The following is a 22,411-nucleotide window of genomic DNA, read 5'->3' as shown; positions in this document are numbered from 1 at the left end:
AAGCCGAGCGCCCCGACACGCGTCGCGTGCGGGGCGCTTTCAGCTCTGGCGCGAGCGTCAGTTCTCGACGAAGGCCTTGAGGCGCTTGCTGCGGGACGGGTGGCGCAGCTTGCGGAGCGCCTTGGCCTCGATCTGGCGGATGCGCTCGCGGGTGACGGAGAAGTCCTGACCGACCTCCTCGAGGGTGTGGTCGGACGACTCGCCGATGCCGAAGCGCATGCGGAGGACCTTCTCCTCGCGCGGGGTGAGGGTGGCGAGGACGCGGCGGGTCTGGTCGGCGAGGTTCATGTTGATGACCGCGTCGGTGGGCGAGATCATGTTCTTGTCCTCGATGAAGTCGCCCAGATGCGAGTCCTCTTCCTCGCCGATCGGGGTCTCGAGCGAGATGGGCTCCTTGGCGATCTTGAGGACCTTGCGGACCTTGTCGAGCGGCAGCTCCATCTTCTCGGCGATCTCTTCCGGCGTGGGCTCGCGGCCCAATTCCTGGACGAGAGACCGGCTGGTGCGGATGAGCTTGTTGATCGTCTCGATCATGTGGACCGGGATGCGGATCGTCCGCGCCTGATCGGCGATCGCGCGGGTGATGGCCTGCCGGATCCACCACGTCGCGTAGGTGCTGAACTTGTAGCCGCGCTTGTACTCGAACTTGTCGACGGCCTTCATCAGGCCGATGTTGCCCTCCTGGATCAGGTCCAGGAACTGCAGGCCGCGGTTGGTGTACTTCTTGGCGATCGACACCACGAGGCGGAGGTTGGCCTCGACCAGCTCGGCCTTGGCCTTCTCGGCCTGGCGGCGGGCGGTCATCAGCTGCTCGTGGAGCTCGCGCAGCTGGGGCGCGCGCATGTTGGTCTCTTGCTCGACCGCGCGGATGCGCTTGATCGCCAGCTTCATGCGCGCCTCGATCTCGTGCAGCTCCGAGGGGTGGAGGCCGAGGCGGCGGCACAGCTTGAACTCTTCCTCTTCGGACAGGCGGACGTCCTTGAAGAGCTTGCGCAGCTCCTTGAGGTCCATGCCGGCCCGGCGCTCACACTGGATGAGGTCCTTCTCGGCCCGGGCGACGCGCTCGACGAGGAGGGTGAGCTCGCCGACGATGCCGTCGATCGGGCGGCGGCCGAGCTTCATGTCCTGGATGGCCTCGAGGATCTGGCGCTTGTGCTCCTCGCCGGCCTTGGCGTGGGCCTCGCGGGCCTTGTCGTCGAGCGGCGGGGTGGGCGGCTCGTTGACGGCGACGACGACGCCCTTCTTGGTGTCGACGGCGAGGATGAGCTTGATGCGGTCGAGCTCTTTCTGGTGCCGGCGGATGCGCTCGACCTGCTTGCCGAGGTTCTCCATCGCCGCCTCTTGATTGAGGGCGGTCGGGTCGTTGCTCATCGGCAGCGCGCCGGGGCCGGCCTCGGCCGGGTTGGAGATGTTGAGCACGTCCTTGGCCCGAATCTGGCCGCGCTTGATGCGGTCGAACATCTCGAGGATGTAGGGGACCGAGACCGGCGAGGCGAGCGCGATCTCGAGGACCCGCATCTCGCCTTGCTCGATGCGCTTGGCGATCTCGACCTCGCCCTCGCGGGTGAGCAGCGAGACGCTGCCCATCTTGCGCAGGTACATGCGGACCGGGTCGTTGGTGCGCGAGGGCTCGTCCTCCGGGTCCTCGTCGCGCTTCGGCATGACCTTGCGGGTCGCCAGCTTGGGCTTGGCCGCCTCCTTGGCGGCGTCTTCGCGCGGGATCACCTGGACGCCCTCGTCCTGCAGCGTCCGCTCCCACTCGCTCAGCTCCTCGGGGTCGATCAGGTCGGGCGGCAGGAGTTCGTGGAGCTCGTCGTAGGTGACGTGGCCCTTCTTCTTGCCGAAGGCGATGAGTTGCTTCTTGAGCTTCTCACGGTCCACGGTGCGCGTCTTGCTGGGGGTCATAGGGTGCTCTGGCCTCGGAGTGACTGCGTATGCGACAAAGGCGAGAAGGAAGCTCCGCGCCCCGGAGGACTACGGACGATCAGGCCCGCAGGCCCGATGGTGGTTGCGACGGAGGAATCAGGGCGTGCTCGTCGAGGTTGGCGAGCTTGCGGTTGTGCTCGATCTTCTTCAGCGACAGCTCGCGGGCGCGGTCGAGATCGCCCCGCTCCTTCGCCTCGCGCAGCTGGACGTCGAGCCGCCGCGACTCGGCCTTGAGCTGCTCGCGTCGGCAATCGAGGATGCAGTCCTTCAACAGCATCACCGGGTCGTCCTGCGTGTCGCGGAAGGTGCCGACGAACACCGCGTCGTGGACCTGGCGGCGGGCCTCGGGCGGGATGAGCTCGAGCAATTCGCCCTCGGTCGGGTTCTCGCCGACGAGGGCCTGCCGCACCACCATCTCGGCGATGGGCGCGAGTCTGCGATCTGTCACGTAGTGCTGCACACCCGCCTGCTCGGCCTTGTCGGCCAGGTGTGGGTTGTCCACCAGCAGGGCGAGCAGCGCAACCTGATGGCGCGGAAGCTCGGGCAAGGGCCGTGCTGGCGCGGGCGGCGAGGCGGCGTGGCGGGTCGGCGGGCTGGGCGCGGCACGGTTTCCTTGAGGGCCCGGAGGCCCATGAGGACTCTGGCGCGACGATATGCGCCCCACCGGCAGCCTGAGCAACTTTGCGGCGCGCTCGGCATAGCGCTCCCGGGCGGCGTCGCTCTTGACCTTGCCGAGCAAAGGCTGCAGCGCGGCGACCGCGCGCTCCTGCGCGTCGATCGAGTCGAGCGCGCCCTGGGCCACCCATTGCTTGACCAACCACTCGAGCGCCGAACCTGGCTCTTCGAGCAGGGCCGCCAGCCGCTTGGGGTCGGTGCTGTCAGGGTCGGCGCCGGGGTCGAGCGCGACGACCCGGGCGTCGAGGCCCTCGTCGAGGAGGATCGGGATGGCGGCGCGGATCGCCTTGCGACCGGCGTTGTCGCCGTCGAAGCACAGCACCACCGTGTCGGTGAAGCGCTTGAGGATCGCCGCCTGCTGAGCCGTGAGCGCCGTGCCCAGCGGCGCCACGGTCTCGGCGTAGCCGCGCTGATGCATGCTGACGACGTCGACGTTGCCCTCGACGAGGATCGCCCGCCGCGCCCGGCTCATCGCCTGGCCGGCGACGTGCAACCCGAACAGCGTCTTGCTCTTCGTGTAGAGCAGCGACTCCGGGCTGTTCATGTACTTGGGCGCCTCGCGGCCGTCGGCGTCCCTGGCGTACTCGGGCAAGATCCGGCCGGAGAAGGCGATCGGCTTGCGGTTCGACTGCAGCACCGGGAACATCAGCCGCCCGCGGAACCGGTCGTACAGCGAGCCCTTGTCGCTGCGCACCACCAGGCCGAGCTTCTCCGCCAGCGCGAGGTCGCAGCCCTTCGATTGCAGGTGGCGCACCAGGCGGTCCCAGCTGCCCGACTCGGCCGGCGCCGGGGCGTAGCCGAGCATGAAGGTCTCGGCCAGCTCGGGGCTGATCGCGCGCTGTTGCTGATACAAGCGCCCGAGCTTGCCCTCGGGCCGGCTCTCGAGGATCTCGCGGTAGAGGTCGGCGGCGACCTGGGTGATCTCGCGGGCCTTCTCGAGCTCGCGCTGCTGCTCGCTCGACTTCCGGTCGACCAGTCCTTCGGGCAAGGTGACGCCGAACACGCCGGCGAGGTGACGCGCGGCCTCGAGGAAGCCGAGCCCGTCCATGCGCATCACGAAGTCGAGGCCGTCGCCCCACACCCCGCAGCCGAAGCACTTGAAGCTGCGCCGCTCCGGGTTGACGAAGAAGCTCGGCGTCCGCTCCTGGTGGAAGGGACAGCACGCGGTGAAGTTCTTGCCCGCCCGCTTGAGCCCGACGTAGCGCCCGATCAAATCGACGATGTCGATCCGATCCCGCAGCTCCTGCAGTTTCTCATCGGGGATCATCACAGAGGTTCTGGCCGCGCGCGCCTGGTTTCCGCTTCCGCTGATTCTGCTGTGAAGGCCACCCGGGCCCGTGAAGTTCGAGCGCAGAGGCGTTGACCGCCCGCTGCGCCCTACCGGCCGCTTCGAGCGGCACAGATTAGGACAACTCCTCCGGCCAGGCCCTGCGCGCGCTCGTTAGGATCTTCACGCAGGGCCGGGCAGACCGGCCAAGACGTGAACATCTGCTCCGATGGGCAGGCGTGGCTGGCGTCGGATCGGCCGTGGAGGACCACGCACGAGGATTTAGCCGAAAACTTGCCGGGCGCCGCGATGCCTGCCATGCCACCGCCATGTCCGAGTCGCTGGCTCCCCCCCTGCCCCTGGCTGGTCCAGAAATTGCTGAGGCACGCGAGCTCGACGGTCGGGAACGCCGCCGCAGCGGCAACCGCACCCGCGCCCGCGACCGCATGATGGACCGCGCCTCGCGCGACTACCCGGAGAGCGAGGCCCTCCGCGGCGTGCGTGGCGTCGAGAACCTGGTGCTGTTCATCGACGACGACCTCCGCGAGACGGGGATGGCGCTCGGCCACGTGGAGGCCTACCTGGTCGAGATCTTGCGGATGCTCGAGAGCCCGCGGATCAAGCGTGAGGATGTCCACGCGCTGGCCAGCGACACCCGCGTGCTCGACCACGTGGACATGCTGGTCGAAAACCTCGAGACGCTGCGCCGCCGCCTGACGAAGCTGGCGACCAGCCTGCGCTGAGGCCGGTAAGGTAAGCTCGCGCGCCGTGACGTCCCCCGAGGCCAGCCGGCGCGCCCGCACCGCGGTGCTAGCGACCTGCGGCCTGTACGCCGCATACGGCCTCATGGGCCTCGTCCCCGGGCTGTCATGGGTCCGCGGGGCGGCGCTGGTGGCCGCGTTCTACTTCTTGCCCGGCTGGCTGCTGCGGGACGAACCGGAGGTCCAGGCCCGCTACCAGGTCGGCCCCGAAGGCCCGATCCCGCCGTGGAGCTGGCGCGCGCTCCGCTGGGCCGCCGGCGCCTGCCTGCTGGTGTTCCCGCCGTTCGTGCTCGGGTTCTGGTGGTTCTACGACGAGGTCTGCGCCGGCGACCTGCGCGTGCTGGCCCCGGCGCTGTGGGTCGAGCAGATGACGCCGTGGGCCGGCGGCCTCGAGAGCTACCTCGAGCGGCTGTGCCGCGGCCACAGCGGCGGCTTCTGGCCCGAGTCGCTGCGCCTGCCGGCGACCTGGACGGCGACCGGCGGCCTCGGCTTCGTGTTCCAGGTCGTCGAAGGCCTGTTCGCGGTGGCCCTGGCCGAAGAGGTGTTCCACCGCGGCTACCTCATGAGCGCGCTCGAGGAGCGCTTCCCGCCGCGGCGCAAGATCTTCGGGGCCCAGATCGGCGTCGCCGCCGTGCTGTCCAGCCTCCTCTTCGCCGTCGGCCACCTGGTCGGCATGGCCCAGGCGGCGCGGCTTGCGACCTTCTTCCCGGCGCTGGTGTTCGCCTGGCTCTGGCGCCGCAGCGGCAACCTGTGGGCCCCCGCCCTGTTCCACATGAGCGCCAACCTGTTGATGGAGCTGCTGCTGGCGAGTACCTTCCGCGCGTGACGACCAGGCCCGAACCGAACGCCGTGGGGGCCTTCTTCGACGTCGATCACACCCTGCTCGCCGTCAACTCCGCGGTGCTGTGGGTGCGCTACCAGCGACGCATCGGCAAGATGTCGGCGGCCAAGGCGCTGCGCTCGCTGACGTGGGTGGTCCGCTACCGCCTCTCGCTGCTCGACCTCGAGGCCATGACCACCAAGGCGGTCCGCGACTACGCGGGGGTGCCGGTGGCCGAGGTCGAGGCCGAGACGCGGGCGTGGTTCGAGGCGGAGATCGTGCGCTGGATCTGCCCGGAAGGACAGGCCCGCGTGGCCCGCCACCGCCGCGACGGCCACGTCGTCGCCCTGCTGTCGTCCGGCACCCGCTTCTCCGTCGAGCCGCTGGCCGAGCGCCTGGGCGTCGAACACGTGCTCTGCACCCGGCTCGAGGAGCAGGACGGGGTCCTCACCGGCAAGCACGTGGCGCCCGCCTGCGCCGGCCCGGGCAAGGTGGTGCTGGCCGAGAAGTTCGCCGCGGAGCACGACATCGACCTGTCCCGAAGTTACTTCTATACCGACAGCTTCTCCGACCTGCCGATGCTGGAGCGCGTCGGCCGGCCACAAGTGGTGAGCCCCGACCCGCGCCTGCTCCGGCGCGCGCGCGCGCTGGGCTGGCCGATCGAGCGCTGGCAAGCGGCTTGAGGGCCAGGGCCGCGCGAAGCGGGCAGGCAGGTCGGGCCGCGGTGGCGAGCGGCATGGCCGTGTGGCACCCTCCCGGTCATGCGTGACCCCTGGAGCGAGCTCGGACCCGTCGCGGCGATCATCGAGACGGCCCTGGCGGAGGACCTGGCCAGCGGCGACGTCACCGGCCGCGCGACGGTCGGCCCGGAGGTGCGCGCCCGCGCGCACATGGTGGCGAAGGCCGACCTGGTGGTGGCGGGCCTGCAGGTGGCCGAGGCGGTGTTCCGTCGGGTCGAGCCGGACGTCGGCTTCGCCGCCTACGTGCGCGACGGCGCGCGCGTGGTCGTCGGGACCGAGATCGCCTGCATCGAGGGACCGGCCCAGGCGCTGCTGGCGGCCGAACGCACGGCCCTCAACCTGCTGCAGCGGATGTCCGGGGTCGCCACGCTGACCCGCGCCTACGTCGACGCGGCCAAGGACCGCTGCCGGATCACCGACACCCGCAAGACGATGCCCGGCCTGCGCGCGCTCGACCGCTACGCGGTCCGCTGCGGCGGCGGCCACAACCACCGCAACGACCTCGGCGCGGCGGTGCTGATCAAGGAGAACCACGTGCGCGCGGCCGGCGGGATCACGCCGGCCATCGCGCGCGCCCGCAAGCTGGCGCCGCACACGATGAAGATCGAGTGCGAGGTCACCAGCCACGAGGAGCTGCGCGAGGCGCTGGCCGCCGGCGCCGATATCATCATGCTCGACAACATGGACGACGCGGCCGTCCGCGAGGCGGTGGCGATCACCGCGGGGAAGGCGATCCTCGAGGTCTCCGGCGGGGTGGCGCTCGAGCGCGTGGCCGCGGTGGCTCAGCTCGGGATCGACGTGATCAGCGTCGGCCGCCTGACCCACAGCGTGCCGGCGGCCGACATCTCGCTGCTGTTCGAGCGCGCCGACGGGACGTGGACATGAGGCGCGGGCAGGACATGGCGGAAGAGACATGTCCTGAGGGGAATGTTGGCAAGGCGTGAGGCGACGTGAGCGGCTCCTTCGAAACCATGTCGTTCGCGACGCGCTGGCTCGGGCGACCGCGCGAGCACTGGGCCGAGCTCGGGTCGACCAACGATCGCGCGATGGCGTGGGCCCGCGCCGGGGCTCCGCACGGGGCGCTGGTCACCGCCGACGCGCAGACGGCGGGGCGCGGGCGGCTCGGGCGGGCATGGGCGTCGGAGTCGGGCGAGGACCTGTACGTCAGCGCGATCTTGCGGCCCGCCGCGGGCAAGGCGATCGGGGCGCTCGGCCTGGCGGTGGGGGTGGGTCTGCGCGAGGGGCTGGCGCGCTGGCTGCCGACGACGCAACTGAAGTGGCCCAACGACGTGCTGGTCGGCGGCCGCAAATTGGCGGGGATCCTCTGCGAGGCGCGCTGGATCGGGTCGTCGCCGGAGGTGATCGTCGGCTTCGGCGTCAACGTCGGCCGGGCGCGGTTCCCGGGCCCGCTGGCGGACTCGGCGACGAGCCTGCGCCGCGAGCTCGCGGCGGCGGCCCCGGGCCGCGAGGAGGTGCTGGCGTCGATCCTGCCGGCGCTCGAGGCGGCGCTCGGGGAGTTCTTCGCCGGCGGCTTCGCGGCGATCCGCGGCCGCTACGAGCCGCACTGCGCGCTGGTCGGGAAGACTGTCCTCGTGGATCTGGCGAATGGGGCAGGTCCGAAAGTACAGGCGACGGCGCTCGGGCTGGCCGACGACGGGGCGCTGCTGGTCGCGCCCGGAGACGGCGAGCCGCCGCGCCGGGTCGAGTCCGGCGACGTGTGGCTGGCGCCGTGAGCGGTGCATTCGCGGGAGCGCTGAAAGGCTGCGACGAACCACCTTTTCATTCGCGGGCGGCTGGCGGTAGACGCGAACCGTGTGAAGAGCGACGGGGTGAACCAATTTTATGGAGTGACGGCTTATTCGCGTGGAGACGCCGATTGCGATCGGTGCACGCGGTGACGCTCAGGTATCGCTGAAGCCGAGCCGCGCGTCGGGGCGCGTGCTCGACTGTCGGAGCGGACCGCCGGCTTCAGCGAGTGACGCCGCGGACCAGGGCGGCGCAGGCTTCGTCGCACAGGGGGCGCCAGGCGCCGCGCTCGGGGTGGGGCTGGTTCATCGCGTAGCTGAGCAGGCCGTGGCTGGTCAGCCAGGCGACCTGGGCCAGGCGGGTCGGGTCGGCGTCGGGGTGGAGCAGGCCGGCCTTGCGGTCGCGCTGGAGCTTGGCCTCGAGGGTCTGACTGACGACCGCGGTGAGGGGCAAGATCTCCGCCAGCACCAGGCGCTGGGCCGCGCCGAGGGTCGGCGCCCAGGTGTAGAGGATCCGGAACGCGTCGGGGTCGGCGAGGTAGTGCTCGACGCGGCCGCGGATCAATGCGGCCAGGCCGTCGATGCCGCGCTCGGCGGCGATCACCGCCGCGCTCACGGCCTCGACCTCGCGCCGCAGGGCCTCGATCGCCAGCGCGGCGACGACCTCCTCCTTGGCCTGGAAATAGTAGTAGAGCGCGGCCTTGCTGGTGTCGGCGGCCCGCGCGACCTGCTCCATGGTGAACGCCTCGGGGCCGCTCGCCAGCAGGACCTCGCGGGCGGCGCGGAGGATCTGCTGGCGACGGTTGTCCTGGCGCCGCGACTTGCGGGCCAGCCGCCGCGCCTCGGGGCTCGGCTCGGTGTCGGCGAAGGGTCGAGGCTGTCCCATGAGACCTGCCTTCAAAGACCTGGTGCTACAGCCAGGCAGTGGCCGTGCGCACGGCCTCCTTGCCGCCGCGGGGGAGGATGTCGCGGTGGCTCATGACGACGCGGTCGAAGTCCCACTGCAGCAGGCGCTCGATCGAGGCGCGGGCGGCGGCGCGGTCCGTGATCAAGGACTTCATCACCGCGGTCTGGGTCGGCTTGCCGAGGGCCCGGGAGAGGCGGAGGTAGAGCCCGGTGAACCAGTTGGGCGACTCTTTGAAGTAGAACACCCAGTCGGTGAGGATCAGCGTGCGCGAGGCGCGGTGGAAGAAGGCGACCTCGCCGAGCTTGGGGGCGCCCTCGAGCTCGAAGTGGTCGAGGTCGCCGGCCCAGAGCAGGTCGGGGTTCTTGGGGATGCTCTCGAGCTGCAGCTCGGGGTGCTTGGCGATCGCGCCCGGGGCCGCGTAGCCGCGCGCCTCGGGGTAGGCGGCGAGGAAGGGCCCGAGGAACAGGTGGTGCATCGAGTTGGGGGCGACGACCGCCTGCACCGGCCCGAGCGAGTCGATCGAGGTCCGCAGCTCGGGCGTGAGCGAGATCGGGGCGTGGACCAGAAGACCGCCCGAGCCGAGCTTGATCACGGTCATGCGCGCGCCGATCTGCATGCCGAACATGCTCAGCGGCTGGGTGGCGGTCCACAGGTTGGTGTCGATCGACTGCAGCACGCGGGCCTCCTTCAGGGGTGTCGAGAATCTGACCGAGGGTCGAAAAATGTGCAAGCCGGGCGGTGCAGGTGGCCGAAATGGCGATCTGGGCCTACAATTCCGGCATGTCGGAGCGGCGGATCGAGCTGGTTCGCGGGGACATCACCCGCCTCGCGGTGGATGCGATCGTCAACGCGGCGAACACGTCGCTGCTGGGCGGCGGGGGGGTCGACGGGGCGATTCACCGCGCCGCCGGGCCGGAGCTGGTCGAGGAGTGCCGCACGCTCCGCGGCTGTCCCACGGGACAGGCGAAGATCACCCGCGGCTACCGCCTGCCGGCGAAGCACGTGATCCACACGGTCGGGCCGAAGTGGAACGGCGGCCACCGCGGCGAGGAGGCGCTGCTGGCCTCGTGCTACCGGAGCAGCCTCGAGCTGGCTCGCGCCCACGGGGTGCGCACGATCGCCTTCCCGGCGATCTCGTGCGGCATCTACGGCTACCCGATCCAGGACGCCTGCGCGGTCGCGGTCCGCACGATCTCGGCGTTCCTCGCCGAGGACGCGGCGATCGAGCGGGTCCTGCTGGTGTGCTTCGACGAGGCCGTGCATGACGCGTACGCGGCGATTCTGGCCGACCCTGGCACCTCGGCAAGCGTCGACGCGCACGCGCGCCTGCTCGGGTGCCTGCTCGGGGCGGTGGTCGGCGACGCGCTCGGCGTCCCGGTCGAATTCCGCAGCCGCGAGCAACTGTCCGCCGACCCGGTCACGGGGGTGCGCGGCCACGGGACCTACGACCAGCCGCCGGGGACGTGGTCGGACGACAGCTCGCTGCTGCTGGCCACGGCCGACAGCCTGATTCACAACGGCTACGACCCGCCGGACATGATGGCGCGGTTTCTGACCTGGCTCAAGGGACAGGCTTATACGCCGCACGGCGAGGTGTTCGACGTCGGCATCGCCACCCGCAGCGCGATCGCCCGCTACGCCCACGGGGCGCCCCCCGAGGAGTGGGGCGGCCGCAGCGAGCGCGACAACGGCAACGGGTCGCTGATGCGGATCGCCCCGCTGGCGCTGTTCACCCGCGCGCTGGCGCCGGCGGAGATCGTCCGCTGCAGCATGGAGGTCAGCGGACTGACGCACGCGCACCCGCGCTCGCAGCTGTGCTGCGCGTACTTCTCGCTGCTGCTCGCGCGGGTGGTGCAGGGCGCTCCGCTGCAGCAGGCGATGGCGCAGGCGTCGCACCAGCTGGCGCCGTTCGTGCCGGCGGCGGAAGGCGAAGTTTTAAAGGAGATCCTCGACGGCTCGATCGTGGCGGCGCCGGCGTCGGCGATCCGCGGCAGCGGCTACGTGGTCCATTGCCTCGAGGCGAGCCTGTGGTGCGCGGCGAATCACCCGAGCTACGAGCAGGCGGTGCTGGCGGCGATCAACCTCGGCGAGGACACCGACACGACGGCGTCGGTGACGGGGGCGCTGACGGGGGCGATGTACGGGCAGGCGGCGATCCCCGAGGCGTGGCTGCGCGCGCTGGCTTCGCGCGAGTATGTGGAGACGATCTGCTCGCGGCTGGTCGAGCGCATCGAGGAGGAGAGCCGGCGGGGCTGATCGCCGCGCGACCGCTGGCGACGAGCATCGGGCCTGCGCGGCCCGATGGGCGACCAGGCGGCCCGATGCCCCGAGGCGTCAGCGGCAGGCCGCCGACCTCGCGGGCTCATTGCTGCAGGTTCCAGCGGACGGTGTCGCCCGAAACTCGCGCAAAGCGAGGCAGCATGACGCCGCGGTCGACCCGGTCAGGGTCGAGGCAGACGTCGCGCATGTTGCTGCGGAACACCGGACCTTCACCGGCGGACACGCAGAAATCCCCCTCTTCCCGGCTCCCCCACCAGCCTCCGCCGCCCGTCTTTTCGCAGTAGGCGTAGTATGGATTGACGAATGTACGCTCCTTGCCCGGGTCGATCCTGTACCAATGCTCGGTGTGCCATCGACCCTGGGCGAAGTGGACGACCGCGCAAGCGACCGGGTAGTCGTTGGGGTTGTTCACGACGAGTCGCTTGGCGGGCTGGATCGACGAATCACTGGTCCTGGGCTCGAGCGAGCCGTCGGCGGCGAACACGTCGGTGCCGGTGAGCAGGAGAGCGGCGAAGGCGAGGCAGATCGAACGCTTCATGACGAGGCTCCAATGGTCAGGCGCCCCCCACGTCGTCGCTCCGCTTGAACGGTCGACGGAGAGCGCAAGGGCCCCACTGGGTGGGCCCGGTCTCCGGACGCTGCAAGTGCTCGGCAGAATTCCGGAGCATGTACAGACCTGGCCAGCCGCTCGCCGAATACACCGCGGGGGCCGCCGCTTCACCGGCAGCCGATCGGCTGGCATCTCCCGGCGCGACGGCTGCCGCGTGACACGCGGGGCAGCGTGGGCCTCGCGGCACGGTCGTGCCCGGCAGGCAGCACGCGACGGGCCCGAGCGCGGCGGCGTCAATCGCCGGGCAAGAGGCGCAGGCGGGTGACGGGGAGGGCGGCCTCGACGAGGGCGGCGGCGAGCGGGCCGTCGGCGACGGGCTCGGTCAACATCACCATCGCCGCCGAGCCGTCGTCGGAGGGGGTCTCCTGCGACATGCGGCGGATGCTGACGCCGTGGCGGCCGAGGCAGGCGGCGACCCGGCCGAGCACGCCGGGGACGTGCGGGGCGCGGAAGCACAGGTAGTGGGCGCAGACGACGTCGGCCAGCGGGCGCAGGCGGACCGGGGCGGAGGTGGCCGAAAGGACCTGTCCTGAACGACCTGGCCCGGAGTACAGGCCGGCGAGCAGGTCGCGGGCGACCTCGAGGATGTCGGAGACGACGGCGACCGCGGTCGGCATCATGCCGGCGCCGCGGCCGTAGTAGAGGCTGGGGCCGAGCGCGTCGGACTGGACGAGCACGGCGTTGAAGGCCCCCTGCACGCCGGCGAGCACGTGGGTCCTGGGGACGAGCGTCGGGTGGACGCGGAGGCTGACGCCGTGCTCGTCGCGCTGGCCGATGGCGAGGCTCTTGATGACGAACCCGAGCTCGGCGGCGGCGCGGATGTCGAACGCGGTGATGTGGGAGATCCCCTCGGTCGGGATCGTCGCGGGGTCGACCTGCACGCCGAAGGCGACCAGGGCCAGCAGCGCCAGCTTGTGCGCCGCGTCGCCGCCGCCGACGTCGAGGGTGGGGTCGGCCTCGGCGTAGCCGGCCGCCTGGGCCCCCGCGAGCGCGTCAGCGAAGCCGGCGCCGGTGCGGGTCATGGCGTCGAGGATGTAGTTGGAGGTGCCGTTGACGATCCCGCACAGGCCGGTGATCCGGTCGCTGGCGAGGCCCTCTCGCAAGCTGCGGAGCAGGGGGATCCCGCCGGCCACGCTGCCCTCGAAGACGACGGCCCGGCCGACCCGCGCGGCCTCGGCGAAGATCTCGGCGCCGCGCTCGGCGAGCACGGCCTTGTTGGCGGTGACGACGTGCTTGCCGGCCCGCAGCGCCGCCAGGATGTAGCTGCGCGCCGGCTCGACGCCGCCCATGAGCTCGACGACGATCGCGATCTCGGGGTCGCCGAGGACGGCCCCGATGTCGGTGGTCAGCAGCTCCGGGGCGACGTCGACGGCGCGCTCGCGGGCACGATCGCGCACGAGGACGCGGCGAATGGTAAGGGAGGCCCCGAGGCGGGCCTCGATGCGCGCGCGGTGTTCACCGAGCAGTCGCACCGTTCCCGCGCCGACGTTGCCGAGGCCGAGGATGCCGACGCCGAGGGCTCGCACGCGGCGACAGTACCAGACGGGCGACGATTGTGCGACGCTGGCGGCTGCGATGAACGCGCCCGTCGATGTCACTGGAACGCCGTTCAGGACCATGCCGCGGGCGCCCGGCCTGCCGTGGCTGGGCAGCATGGTCGACATCGCGAGGAAGACGAACTTCGTCGGCATGACCGACCTGGTGCGCTGCTACGGGGCGCCGCTGGCGGTGCACTTCGGGAAGATCGTGGTGGTGCCGACGGTCCGGCCGGAGCACGCGCAGCACATCTTGGTGGAGAGCCGCGGGGCCTATCAAAAGCTGGCGGAGATCGACGGGCTGCGGCTTTTGGTCGGGCAGGGCTTGTTCTCTTCCGAGGGCGAGACGTGGACCAGCCAGCGGCGCCTGATGCAGCCGCACTTCACGCCGAAGGCGGTGCAGCGCTACGTCGACGACATGCGCGGCGCGGTCGAGCAGATGCTGCAGCGCTGGTCGGGGCAGGCCGAGGTCGAGGCGCTGTTCGAGTCGATGCGGATGGCGATGGACGTGATCGGCCGGACCATGTTCGGGGTGCCGGAGATCGGCGACGCCGGGCCGATCGGGCGCGCGATCGGGACGGCGCTCGAGCTGGCGAGCCGGCGCCTGTTCGAGCTGTTCACGCCGCCGCTGTGGATCCCGACGCCGCAGAACCGCCGGTTCGTCGCGGCCAAGAAGGGGGTCGACGCGTTCATCTACGACCTCATCGGCAAGCGCCGCGACGGGGCGTCGGGCTCGGAGCAGCGCGACCTGCTCGACGTGCTGATCGCCGCCAGCGACGACGAGTCGGGCCGCCGCATGAGCGACGAGCAGCTGCGCGACGAGGTGATGACGGTGTTCATCGCCGGCCACGAGACGACGGCGGTGACGCTGACGTGGGCGCTGACGCTGCTGGCCCGCCACCCCGGGGTGATGGCCCGCCTGCAAGCCGAGGTCGACGCGCTGGACCACGACCTCCCGGACCTCGGCGACATCCCGAAGCTGACGTACACGCGGCAGGTGATCGACGAGACGCTGCGGCTCTACCCGGCGGTGTGGGCGATCCCCCGCACCGCGGCCCGCGACGACGTGCTCGGCGGCTACCCGATCGCCAAGGGCTCGATCGTCACGGTGATGGTCCACGAGCTGCACCGCCAGCCCGACGTGTGGCCCGACCCCAACCGCTTCGACCCCGACCGGTTCGCGCCCGGCGCGGCGCAGGCGCGGCAGAAGACCGCGTACATGCCCTTTGGGGCAGGTCATCGCATTTGTATCGGCATCCACTTCGCCCTGCTCGAGCTGGTGATCGCGCTGGCGGCGGTGGCCCGGCGCTACGACTGGCGATTGGTGACGCCGGAGGTGCCGAGCGTCGGGGTCAGCACGCTGCGGCCGGCGCGGCCGGTTCGGCTCGCGCTGGCGGCTCGGCCGGCAGCTTCACGGTGAAGACGCTGCCGTGGCCGAAGTCGGAGCGGACGGCGATGCTGCCGCCCATCATCTCGACCAGGTTCTTGCACAGCGCGAGGCCGAGGCCGGTGCCCTCGTAGCGCCGCCGCGGTGACGAGTCGACCTGCGTGAAGGGCTCGAAGATCCGCCGGTGGTCGCCCTCGCGGATGCCGATGCCGGTGTCCTCGACGGCGAACACGACGAAGCGGGCCGGGCCGATCTCCTCGCCGCGCACGTGGACGGTGACGCGGCCGCGCGCGGTGAACTTGAGGGCGTTGCCGACCAGGTTGATGAGGATCTGCCGCAGCCGGCCGCGGTCGAGCAGGGCGAACAGCGGGGCCGGCGGGGCGCGGACCTCGAGCAGGTTGCCGCGGGTGCGCGCGAGCGGCTGCAGCGCCTCGGTGACCTCGCGCGCGACCTCCTCGGCGGCGAAGCGCTCGCGCCGGAGGTCGAGCTTGGCCGCCTCGACGCGCGAGAGGTCGAGGACGTCGTCGATGAGCCCGAGCAGGTGCTGGCTGGCGCCGACGATCTTGACGAGGTCGTCGCGCATGTCGGACAGGCCCTGGGCGTCGGCGTCCTCGACCAGCATCTCGGCGTAGCCGATCACGGCGTTGAGCGGGGTGCGCAGCTCGTGGCTCATCGTCGCCATGAAGGCCGACTTGGCGCTGTTGGCCGCGACGGCCTGCTGGGCGAGGATCCGCGCGCGCTCGACCTCGAGGTCGGCGTGCTCGAGCCGGACCGCCGCGGCCTCGGCGCGGGCGATCGCCTCGTCCTTGGCGAGGTCGGCCAAATGACTGAGGCCGTGGACGGCGAGGATCGTCATGGCCCCGTAGATCGCGGTGGTCGAGGCGAAATTGTCGGGGTCGTGGAACTGCGGCAGGACATCGGCGAAGCGATCGGCGACGAACAGCGCGCCGACGCCGACCAGGCAGATCGCGCCCCACAGGTGACCGGCGCTGCGGCCCGCCATCTGCGCGGCGAGGAAGGGCACGATGGCGAGCAAGATCCAGTAGGGCGAGGCGAAGGCGCCGGTGGTCGAGACGGCGTAGACGGTGCCGGCGAACACGCAGCCGGTGATCCAGTGGCCGGCCGCGGCCGGGGTGCCGCGCCGCCGCAGCAGCCACGGGCCCACGAGCGTGAGCAGGAGGGTGCCGATGTCGGCGGCCAGCGAGGTGATGCGGCCGAGGCCCGTGGTCGTGCCGGCGATGACCGGCACGGTGAGCGCGCAGGCGAGGACGACCAGCCAGGCGGTGCCCTCGATGAGGAGGGCCCGGCGGCGCATCTCGTGGTCTTCCAGGAGCGCGGGCGGCAAACCGCGCTCGAGCAGGGCGATGAGCCGGCTCGACCAGGTGGGCTGGCGCTCTGCCATCCGGGGCGAAGAGCATAACGCAGCGGTTGTCGCGGTGCGACGTGGGCCACGTCGCGAGGCGGGTGCGCTTTACAGGGCCCGGTCGGCGTGGTCTCGTTGCGCGCCATGACGACCCCTCAGAGCAGTGTTCCGGCGCCTCCCAACGGCAAGACCCTGGTGACAGGCGCCAGCGGCCACGTCGGTGCGAGCCTTGTGCGACATCTGCTGGCCGCGGGTGAGGATGTGCGCGTGCTGGTGCATCCGCGGCACAACAATCGGGGAATTGAGGGTCTGCCTGTGGAGCGTATCGAGGGCGACTTGCTCGACGCCGATTCGGTGGCCCGCGCGGTGAAGGGTTGCACCCGCGTGTATCACACCGCGGCCAAGGTCTCGGTGCTGAGCCCGACCGAGCCGCAGATGCGGGAGCTGTGGCAGATCAACGTGCTCGGCACGCGCCACGTGCTGCGGGCGGCGCAGCGGGCCGGGGTGGCGCGGGTGGTCCACACCAGCTCGTTCTCGACGATCGGCTTCGACCCCGACGACCCGCAGAAGCCGTGCCACGAGGACATGCCTTTTTATCCGTTCGTCGAGTGGATGCCCTACTCGCGCACGAAGGTGCTGGCCGAGCACGAGGCGCTGCAGGCGTGCGCCGACGGGCTCGACGTGGTGATCGCGGTGTCGACCGGGGTGGTCGGGCCGTACGACTATCTGCCGTCGCGGACGGGCAAGGCGATGATCGACTTCTCGCGCGGCAAGCTGCGGGCGATCATCCCCGGCGGCTACGAGGCGGTGACGACCGAGGACCTGGCGCGCGGGCACGTGCTGGCGATGGAGCGCGGGCGGACCGGGCAGCGCTACATCTTCAGCACCCGCTACGTGACGATGGACGAGATGCTGGCGCTGTTCGCCGAGCAGATCGGGACCGACCGGCGGCCGATCGCCCTGTCGCCGCGCTTGATGTCGGCGGTGGCGCGGACGATCTCCAAGCCGATGGCCAAGCTGTTCCCCAACGTGCCGCAGCACCTCACGCCCGGCGCGGTGTTCGTGCTGACGATGCAGCGCCGCGCCGACACCACCCGCGCGCAGCAAGAGCTCGGGTTCGTGCCGGGCGACCTGCCGGCGGCCGTGCGCGCGTGGTACCGGTTCTTCGTCGACGAGGGGATGATCACCCGCTGAAAATCAGTGGGTGTGGGCCTCGAACTGCAGCTCGAACACGGCCTTGGTCTCCTTGGGCATGGCGGGGGTGAGCCGCCAGCCGACCGAGGCCTTGGCCAGGCAGTCCTCGATCTTGCCGATCGAGAGGGTCGACCAGTTGACGCGGGCGAGGGTGGCCTTGCCGGTCTCGTCGAAGTGGACCTGGAACTGCATGATGCCGGCGAGCTCGGGGTCCTCGAGCAGCGCCTGTTCGTAGCAGGCGCGCCACGGGCCCGACCGCTTGCGCGCGTACTTCTTCAGCTCGATCTTGTCGAGGCCGGCGTCGCCGGTGATCGTCGGGCCGTCGATGTGCAGCCGGGCGATGAGCCGGCTCGCGGCCCGCTCCTCCTTGGTCGGCGGCGGCAGGTCGAGCGCGGCGGTCAACGTGACCTGAGAGACAGGTCCCTTCTTGGGCGCGGGCTTGTCGGGGTGCAGGCCGCCGCCGCGCTCGGTCTCGGCGAGCTCGAGGCCGCCGAAGTGCTTGGCCGTGCGCGGCGGCCCGCCGGTGGCCTGGGCCCACCACGCGTCGTCCGTGGCGTTCTTGTAGGCGCGCTGGCCGTTCTTCATGTTGACGGTGTAGTCCTCGACGGCGTTGATGAAGCCGGGGTCGCCGAGGTGGCCGGCGACGCGGTCGTAGTCGAACCTGCGGTCGAAGCGGGAGCCGACGTTGGCCTTGACGGGGCGGCGGGCGAACGCGGCCGGGGACGACGGGGCGACCAGGCCGCCGGCCTCGTCGACGGCATAGCCGACCGGCTCGGGCTCCGGCGCGGGCTCCGGCGGGCGGGCGGGCTTTTCGACCGGGCGTGACGCGGCGACCCGCGGGGTCGTGACGGGCGGCGGTCGCGGGGCCTGGTCGTCCTTCGGCGGCGCCGGCGTGATGTAACGGGCGGCCAGCTCGATCTGCGCGTCGCGGTCGAGCTCGAGCGAGGCGACCGGCGAGCGGTCGAGCCAGAGCACCCAGCCGCCGACCAGGACCGCCGCGCCGATGTGACTGAGCCAGGTGAGGCGATCGAACTCGAGCGGGTTGTGCGGCGCGTCGGCGGGCGGGACCTGGGAGATCTCGAAGGACAGCTCGCCGAGCTCGATGACGGCCTTCGCGCCCGCGGGCAGGGCGAGCGAGCGTCGACCCTGCGCGGCGGCTTCGGCGAGGTCGATCGGCGAGTCGCCGTCGACCGTGCCGCGTACGCCGGGCGGGAGGCCGAGGACGAAGCCCTGCTCGAGGGCGATGATCAGCGGGACGCCCTCGGCGGGGGCTCCGGGCACGGAGACGGTGAAGTCGGTCCCGGGCGCCTCGCCGATGACGTAGCGGGCGCGGCCGCGGTCGCGCCAGCGGACCAAACCGACGACCAGCGGGAGCAGGCCGGCGGCGATCAGGAAGGCGCCGAGGCCGGCGCCCACGCCCACCGTGGGGCAGGGGGGGAGGGCGCATCGCGCCGCGGCCTCGACCTGGGCCAGGCCGCGCAGGGCCAGAGCGAAGCCGAGCAGCAGCAGGGCCGCGCCGCCGCCGAGGAAGGCCGCCGGGGTGACTGCCGGCGGCTCGGACCAGCGGACGTGCTGCACGTCGACGACGCGTCCGCGATGACGGGCGACGACCTCGGCGACGGTTGGGACGACAGGGGGCACGCTGGCGGGGCTCACGCAGCAGGGTGTCACGATCGAGGACGGGGAAAGTTCCTCGGCCCGTGAGGTTCACGACAGGCGCCGGTGCGTGAAACCGGACGCCGTTCGCCGGGGTCGGCCGGCCACGCCGCGCGAGCCGCGAGAGATGTCCGAAAGAGCATGTCTGATCGGGCATCCACGGAGGCGGAGGTCGTGAGGCAGCGGCGATCGCCGCTCGTATTGTCGAGCCCGCTGGTCGGGCAAGCTGGCGATCATGCGCAGGTTCGTGGGTGCGTCGCTGGTGTGGTTCGTGGCGTGTGGCGGTGGGGAGGGCAGCACGGGCGCGACGACGTCGACGGCCGACGGCACGAGCACGGGGGCGGGCAGCGACGCGACGAGCACCACGAGCAGCGGGACGACGAGCGAGTCGCCGACCGGCACGGGCGAGGCGACGGGCACGACGGGGCTGCCGACGTCGACGAGCACGAGCGACGCGACGAGCACGACGGGCGAGCCGGCGGGCTGGCGCAGCGAGCTGTATCCCGAGGATTGGACGCCCGAGTTCACCGGGCCGGACGGGCGCTTCCTCCACGACTTCTCGTACGCGGGCTATCGCCTGGCCGAGGCGGCGCCGGGCAGCGTGCTGCCGGCGACGACGATCGACGTCGTGCGCGACCACGGGGCCGACGCGACGGGCACGAGCGACGCGACCGCGGCGTTGCAGGCGGCGCTCGACGCCGCGGCCGAGGCAGGCGGGGCGGTCGTGCGCCTGCCGGCGGGGCTCTACCGGGTCGACGGGCAGTTGACGGTGAAGAGCTCGAACACGGTGATCGCCGGCGTCGGGGCCGAGCAGAGCCGGCTGTGGTTCACTGACTTTTCGGACATGTCCTACAAGGCACATCTGACGTTCGCCGGCGCGCCGCAGCTCGGGGCCGACATCGCGCTGAGCGAGGACGGCCAGGCGCGCGCGCGCACGGTCACGGTGGCCGACGCGACCGGCCTCGAGGTCGGCGACGAGATCGCCATCGGCTGGCAGATCTCCCCCGCCTTCGTCACCGAGCACGCGATGGCCGGCACCTGGATGGTCTTCAACGACACCTGGCAGCCGTTCTTCTGGCGCACCGTCACCGCGGTCGATCCGGACAGCGGCGCCGTCGAGGTCGACGTGCCGCTGCGCTACCCGGCGCTCGTGCGCGACCAGGCCAGCGTGCGGCCGGTGACGGGGCTGCTGCGCGAGGTGGCGCTGATGGACGTCGGGGTCGCCAACGCGGTCGGCTGGGAGGACGCGTGGTCGCAGGACCAGGTGTACGCGGTGGCGATGATCGGCGTGCGCGACGCGTGGGTGTCCGGCGTGAAGTCGTTCGTGTCGCCGGGCGCGCCGGCCCAGGGGAACGGCGCCGGGCGCCACCTGCAGTCGGGCGGGCTGACGATCCAGCGCGGCGCGCGGGTGACGGTGGCGGACAGCACGCTCGAGCTGGCGCAGCACCGCGGCGACGGCGGCAACGGCTACCTGTTCGAGGTGATGCAGAGCGGCGAGGTGCTGGTGCGCGACTGCGTGGCCCGGGCGGGCCGGCACAACTTCGTGCAGAACTGGGGCTTCGGGGCGACCGGGATCGTGTGGCTGCGGGTGCACTCGTCGGAGGGCAAGGCGGTCGCGCTGATGGGCAGCGAGTTCGGGACGGTGGGGCTGTCGGAGTTCCACCACTCGCTGGCGACCGCGAATCTGCTCGACCAGAGCGTGGTCGACGACGGCTGGGGCGCGGTCAACCGGCTGGCGTGGTCGAGCGGGGCCGGGCACAGCGCGACGCAGTCGGCGGTGTGGAACGCGAGCGGCAAGGGGGTCGTGCGCTCGCGCCAGTTCGGCCACGGCTACGTGATCGGCGCGGGGCCGCAGCTCGCGGTCGAGACCAGCCTCCAGTCGCCCGACGCCGCCGGCACCGCGCCCGAGGACTGGGTCGAGGGCCCCGGCCGGGTCGGCCCGCTCGACCCGCCGTCGCTGTACGAGGACCAACTGGCGCGCCGGCTCGGCGGTTGAGTTGATAGTGAGGGGGGATGTTCGAAAGGACATCCTCGCGGGCCAGAGCCGTGCTCGTGTGGAGATGAACGAACGGACATGTCCGTGAGGACATGCCCGCTTGTACAGGAGGCGGCTCGGCGCCGGGGCTCAGTTGACCGAGGCGGAGGCGGAGGCCTTGACCTTGACCTTGCCGCTGCTGCCGCTGTCGCCCTGGACCTTGCTGGTGTCGACGAGCTCGCCGGTCTTGAGCGGGAAGACGGGCGGGGTGTTGGGGTCGCAGTCGGGCGGGGGGCCGAAGCCGTCGGCGTTGAAGTCCCACTCGAGGTCGCCGGAGCCCTTGGGGTTCTTGCTGTTGGCGACGATGCGGACGGTGTGGGTGCCCTTGCGCGCGGGGGTGCAGTAGGACAGGAGGTAGAAGCGCTTGGTGTGCTTCTCGATGCGGTCGGCGACCTTCTCGAAGGCCGCCTTGACGCCGGCCTGCTCGGTCGCCAGCTCGGTGCCGTCGCGGCCGATGTCGCCGAGGCCGGCCTTCTTGATCTCCGCGCCGACGCCGATCGCGTAGATCTCGTAGTCCTTGTACTGCTCCTTCATCAGCTCCTGCTTCATGTCCTCGCGGCTGAAGCGGGCGGCGCGGTCGGTGCCGTCGGTGAACACGACGAGGGTGCCGAACTTGAGCGGCTTCTTCTCCTTGTCGAGCGACTTCTTGAGCTCCTTGAGGCCCTCCATGACCGCGCCGTGGAGGTTGGTCGAGGGGTCCTTGGCCTTGTAGGTGCGCAGGCCCTCGAGGCCGCCGGACACGGCGCCCTCCGACTCGGTGAACGGCGTGACCGGATGGATCTCCTTCTCGCCGTCGAACGCGTACACGCCGACCTTCTGGGTCTTGCCGACGCGGTCGGTGAACAGCTGGGCGGCGTCGACGAGCTGGTCGGCCGAGCCCGACTCGGAGACCGAACCCGACACGTCGAGCAGCAGCATGGTGTACATGACCGCTGCGACCTCGGGGTTCTGGATGACCTGCTTGCTCTCGTAGGTCGAGACCAGGTCACCGTCTTCGTAGATCTGGAAGTCCTCGGCCTGGAGGCCGGCGACCGGCTCGTCACCCTGCTCGACGGTGAAGAACACCCACACGTTGTTGGGCTTCTTCTGCGCCGAATTCAGGCGAGTGAGGGTCAGCGAGGTACAAGCGACGAACGGCACGGACAGCGCAGCGCAGAGCGCGACGCTGCGACCGATCCGCCGCGAATCGAACAGACGGGAGAAAGCGCGGCGAATGCGCATGGTGAGGGGCGTGACGGGCGGCACGGCCCCAATTCCTCCGACGGACCGCCGCTTGTCAATCGCCCTGGCGCCGTCCACGACGACTTGCACGCCTTCTGGACGATTTCGCGCAATCGCCGGGCGAGCCTTGGAATTCACGCGCCGGGCTCGCGAGGCCCGCCTGGCCCGAGGGACCTGCCCCGCGGACCAGCTAAGACCAGCAGCACGGGTGTTCTTCGTACTCCTCCAAGTTGTCGCCGCCCCACGGAGAGAAGCTGGGCGCGACCGTAAACGGTGCGTCGTCCGCGGC

General features: G+C 71.3%; 18 protein-coding genes. 9 read left to right on the top strand and 9 right to left on the bottom strand.

Translation table 11 applies throughout. The features are described from left to right. Positions 1-57: 57 nt before the first annotated feature. The gene (gene rpoD / locus NAEX_RS18155; protein ID WP_096328736.1) at positions 58-1,905 is read right to left on the bottom strand and encodes an RNA polymerase sigma factor RpoD; all 1,848 of its coding nucleotides are present in this window, start codon (positions 1,903-1,905) and stop codon (positions 58-60) included. Positions 1,906-1,984: 79 nt separating this feature from the next. Beyond that, a complete protein-coding gene (dnaG, locus tag NAEX_RS18150; RefSeq protein ID WP_096328735.1) occupies positions 1,985-3,868 on the bottom strand; it encodes a DNA primase in 1,884 nt (627 codons plus the stop codon). Positions 3,869-4,197: 329 nt separating this feature from the next. Here dnaG and NAEX_RS18145 point away from each other — a divergent pair, with 329 nt between their 5' ends. The 5 genes from NAEX_RS18145 (at position 4,198) to NAEX_RS18125 (ending at position 7,922) form a co-directional block, all read left to right on the top strand. Continuing rightward, positions 4,198-4,611, top strand: coding sequence for a hypothetical protein (locus NAEX_RS18145; RefSeq protein WP_143140915.1), 414 nt, complete (start codon positions 4,198-4,200; stop codon positions 4,609-4,611). 25 nt (positions 4,612-4,636) lie between these two features. Next, on the top strand, positions 4,637-5,455 hold the full coding sequence (gene mrtZ, locus NAEX_RS18140) for a myxosortase MrtZ (RefSeq protein WP_143140916.1): 819 nt from the start codon (positions 4,637-4,639) through the stop codon (positions 5,453-5,455). Next, the gene (locus tag NAEX_RS18135; RefSeq protein ID WP_170135811.1) at positions 5,452-6,132 is read left to right on the top strand and encodes an HAD family hydrolase; all 681 of its coding nucleotides are present in this window, start codon (positions 5,452-5,454) and stop codon (positions 6,130-6,132) included. Before mrtZ ends, NAEX_RS18135 begins: the two co-directional genes overlap by 4 nt. A gap of 78 nt (positions 6,133-6,210) precedes the next feature. After that, a complete protein-coding gene (nadC, locus tag NAEX_RS18130; RefSeq protein ID WP_096328732.1) occupies positions 6,211-7,074 on the top strand; it encodes a carboxylating nicotinate-nucleotide diphosphorylase in 864 nt (287 codons plus the stop codon). An 86-nt stretch (positions 7,075-7,160) separates the two neighbouring features. Next, positions 7,161-7,922, top strand: a complete 762-nt coding sequence (locus NAEX_RS18125) for a biotin--[acetyl-CoA-carboxylase] ligase (RefSeq protein WP_096328731.1) — start codon at positions 7,161-7,163, stop codon at positions 7,920-7,922. 235 nt (positions 7,923-8,157) lie between these two features. On the opposite strand, the gene NAEX_RS18120 is transcribed toward NAEX_RS18125, so the two are convergent. Together NAEX_RS18120 and NAEX_RS18115 are read right to left on the bottom strand one after the other, a co-directional pair. Then, positions 8,158-8,820: a TetR/AcrR family transcriptional regulator gene (locus NAEX_RS18120; RefSeq protein WP_096328730.1), complete on the bottom strand. Its 663-nt coding sequence runs from the start codon at positions 8,818-8,820 to the stop codon at positions 8,158-8,160. A gap of 25 nt (positions 8,821-8,845) precedes the next feature. After that, on the bottom strand, positions 8,846-9,517 hold the full coding sequence (locus NAEX_RS18115; protein ID WP_096328729.1) for a DUF4336 domain-containing protein: 672 nt from the start codon (positions 9,515-9,517) through the stop codon (positions 8,846-8,848). Between the two features lie 77 nt (positions 9,518-9,594). Here NAEX_RS18115 and NAEX_RS18110 point away from each other — a divergent pair, with 77 nt between their 5' ends. Beyond that, positions 9,595-11,097 carry an O-acetyl-ADP-ribose deacetylase gene (locus NAEX_RS18110; protein WP_096328728.1) on the top strand — a complete coding sequence of 501 codons (1,503 nt, stop codon included), beginning with the start codon at positions 9,595-9,597 and terminating at the stop codon, positions 11,095-11,097. Between the two features lie 106 nt (positions 11,098-11,203). On the opposite strand, the gene NAEX_RS18105 is transcribed toward NAEX_RS18110, so the two are convergent. Next, complete coding sequence (locus tag NAEX_RS18105; RefSeq protein ID WP_096328727.1) at positions 11,204-11,659, bottom strand: DUF1036 domain-containing protein; 456 nt, start codon at positions 11,657-11,659, stop codon at positions 11,204-11,206. A gap of 305 nt (positions 11,660-11,964) precedes the next feature. Beyond that, a complete protein-coding gene (locus NAEX_RS18100) occupies positions 11,965-13,257 on the bottom strand; it encodes a homoserine dehydrogenase (protein WP_170135810.1) in 1,293 nt (430 codons plus the stop codon). Positions 13,258-13,306: 49 nt separating this feature from the next. On the opposite strand from NAEX_RS18100, the gene NAEX_RS18095 reads away from it, so the two are divergent. Beyond that, on the top strand, positions 13,307-14,686 hold the full coding sequence (locus tag NAEX_RS18095) for a cytochrome P450 (protein ID WP_177325977.1): 1,380 nt from the start codon (positions 13,307-13,309) through the stop codon (positions 14,684-14,686). Here NAEX_RS18095 and NAEX_RS18090 read toward each other — a convergent pair. Continuing rightward, positions 14,619-16,055: a sensor histidine kinase gene (locus NAEX_RS18090; RefSeq protein ID WP_096328725.1), complete on the bottom strand. Its 1,437-nt coding sequence runs from the start codon at positions 16,053-16,055 to the stop codon at positions 14,619-14,621. The two genes, NAEX_RS18095 and NAEX_RS18090, sit on opposite strands and share 68 nt — an antisense overlap. A gap of 105 nt (positions 16,056-16,160) precedes the next feature. Between NAEX_RS18090 and NAEX_RS18085 the strand changes: the two genes are divergently transcribed. After that, on the top strand, positions 16,161-17,210 hold the full coding sequence (locus NAEX_RS18085; RefSeq protein WP_143140918.1) for an NAD-dependent epimerase/dehydratase family protein: 1,050 nt from the start codon (positions 16,161-16,163) through the stop codon (positions 17,208-17,210). Between the two features lie 3 nt (positions 17,211-17,213). Here NAEX_RS18085 and NAEX_RS18080 read toward each other — a convergent pair whose 3' ends face one another. After that, the gene (locus tag NAEX_RS18080; RefSeq protein ID WP_096328723.1) at positions 17,214-18,866 is read right to left on the bottom strand and encodes an AgmX/PglI C-terminal domain-containing protein; all 1,653 of its coding nucleotides are present in this window, start codon (positions 18,864-18,866) and stop codon (positions 17,214-17,216) included. A gap of 235 nt (positions 18,867-19,101) precedes the next feature. Here NAEX_RS18080 and NAEX_RS18075 point away from each other — a divergent pair, with 235 nt between their 5' ends. Further along, on the top strand, positions 19,102-20,862 hold the full coding sequence (locus NAEX_RS18075) for a glycosyl hydrolase family 28-related protein (RefSeq protein ID WP_096328722.1): 1,761 nt from the start codon (positions 19,102-19,104) through the stop codon (positions 20,860-20,862). Between the two features lie 129 nt (positions 20,863-20,991). Here the strand turns inward: NAEX_RS18075 and NAEX_RS18070 are convergent, their stop codons facing one another. Next, complete coding sequence (locus tag NAEX_RS18070) at positions 20,992-22,041, bottom strand: VWA domain-containing protein (RefSeq protein ID WP_245913753.1); 1,050 nt, start codon at positions 22,039-22,041, stop codon at positions 20,992-20,994. Positions 22,042-22,411 lie beyond the last annotated feature (370 nt).

Source organism: Nannocystis exedens (assembly GCF_002343915.1).
Taxonomy (GTDB): Bacteria; Myxococcota_A; Polyangia; order Nannocystales; family Nannocystaceae; genus Nannocystis; species Nannocystis exedens.
The sequence above is the reverse complement of the archived record's forward strand: the minus strand, read 5'-3'. Positions and strand labels throughout refer to the sequence as shown.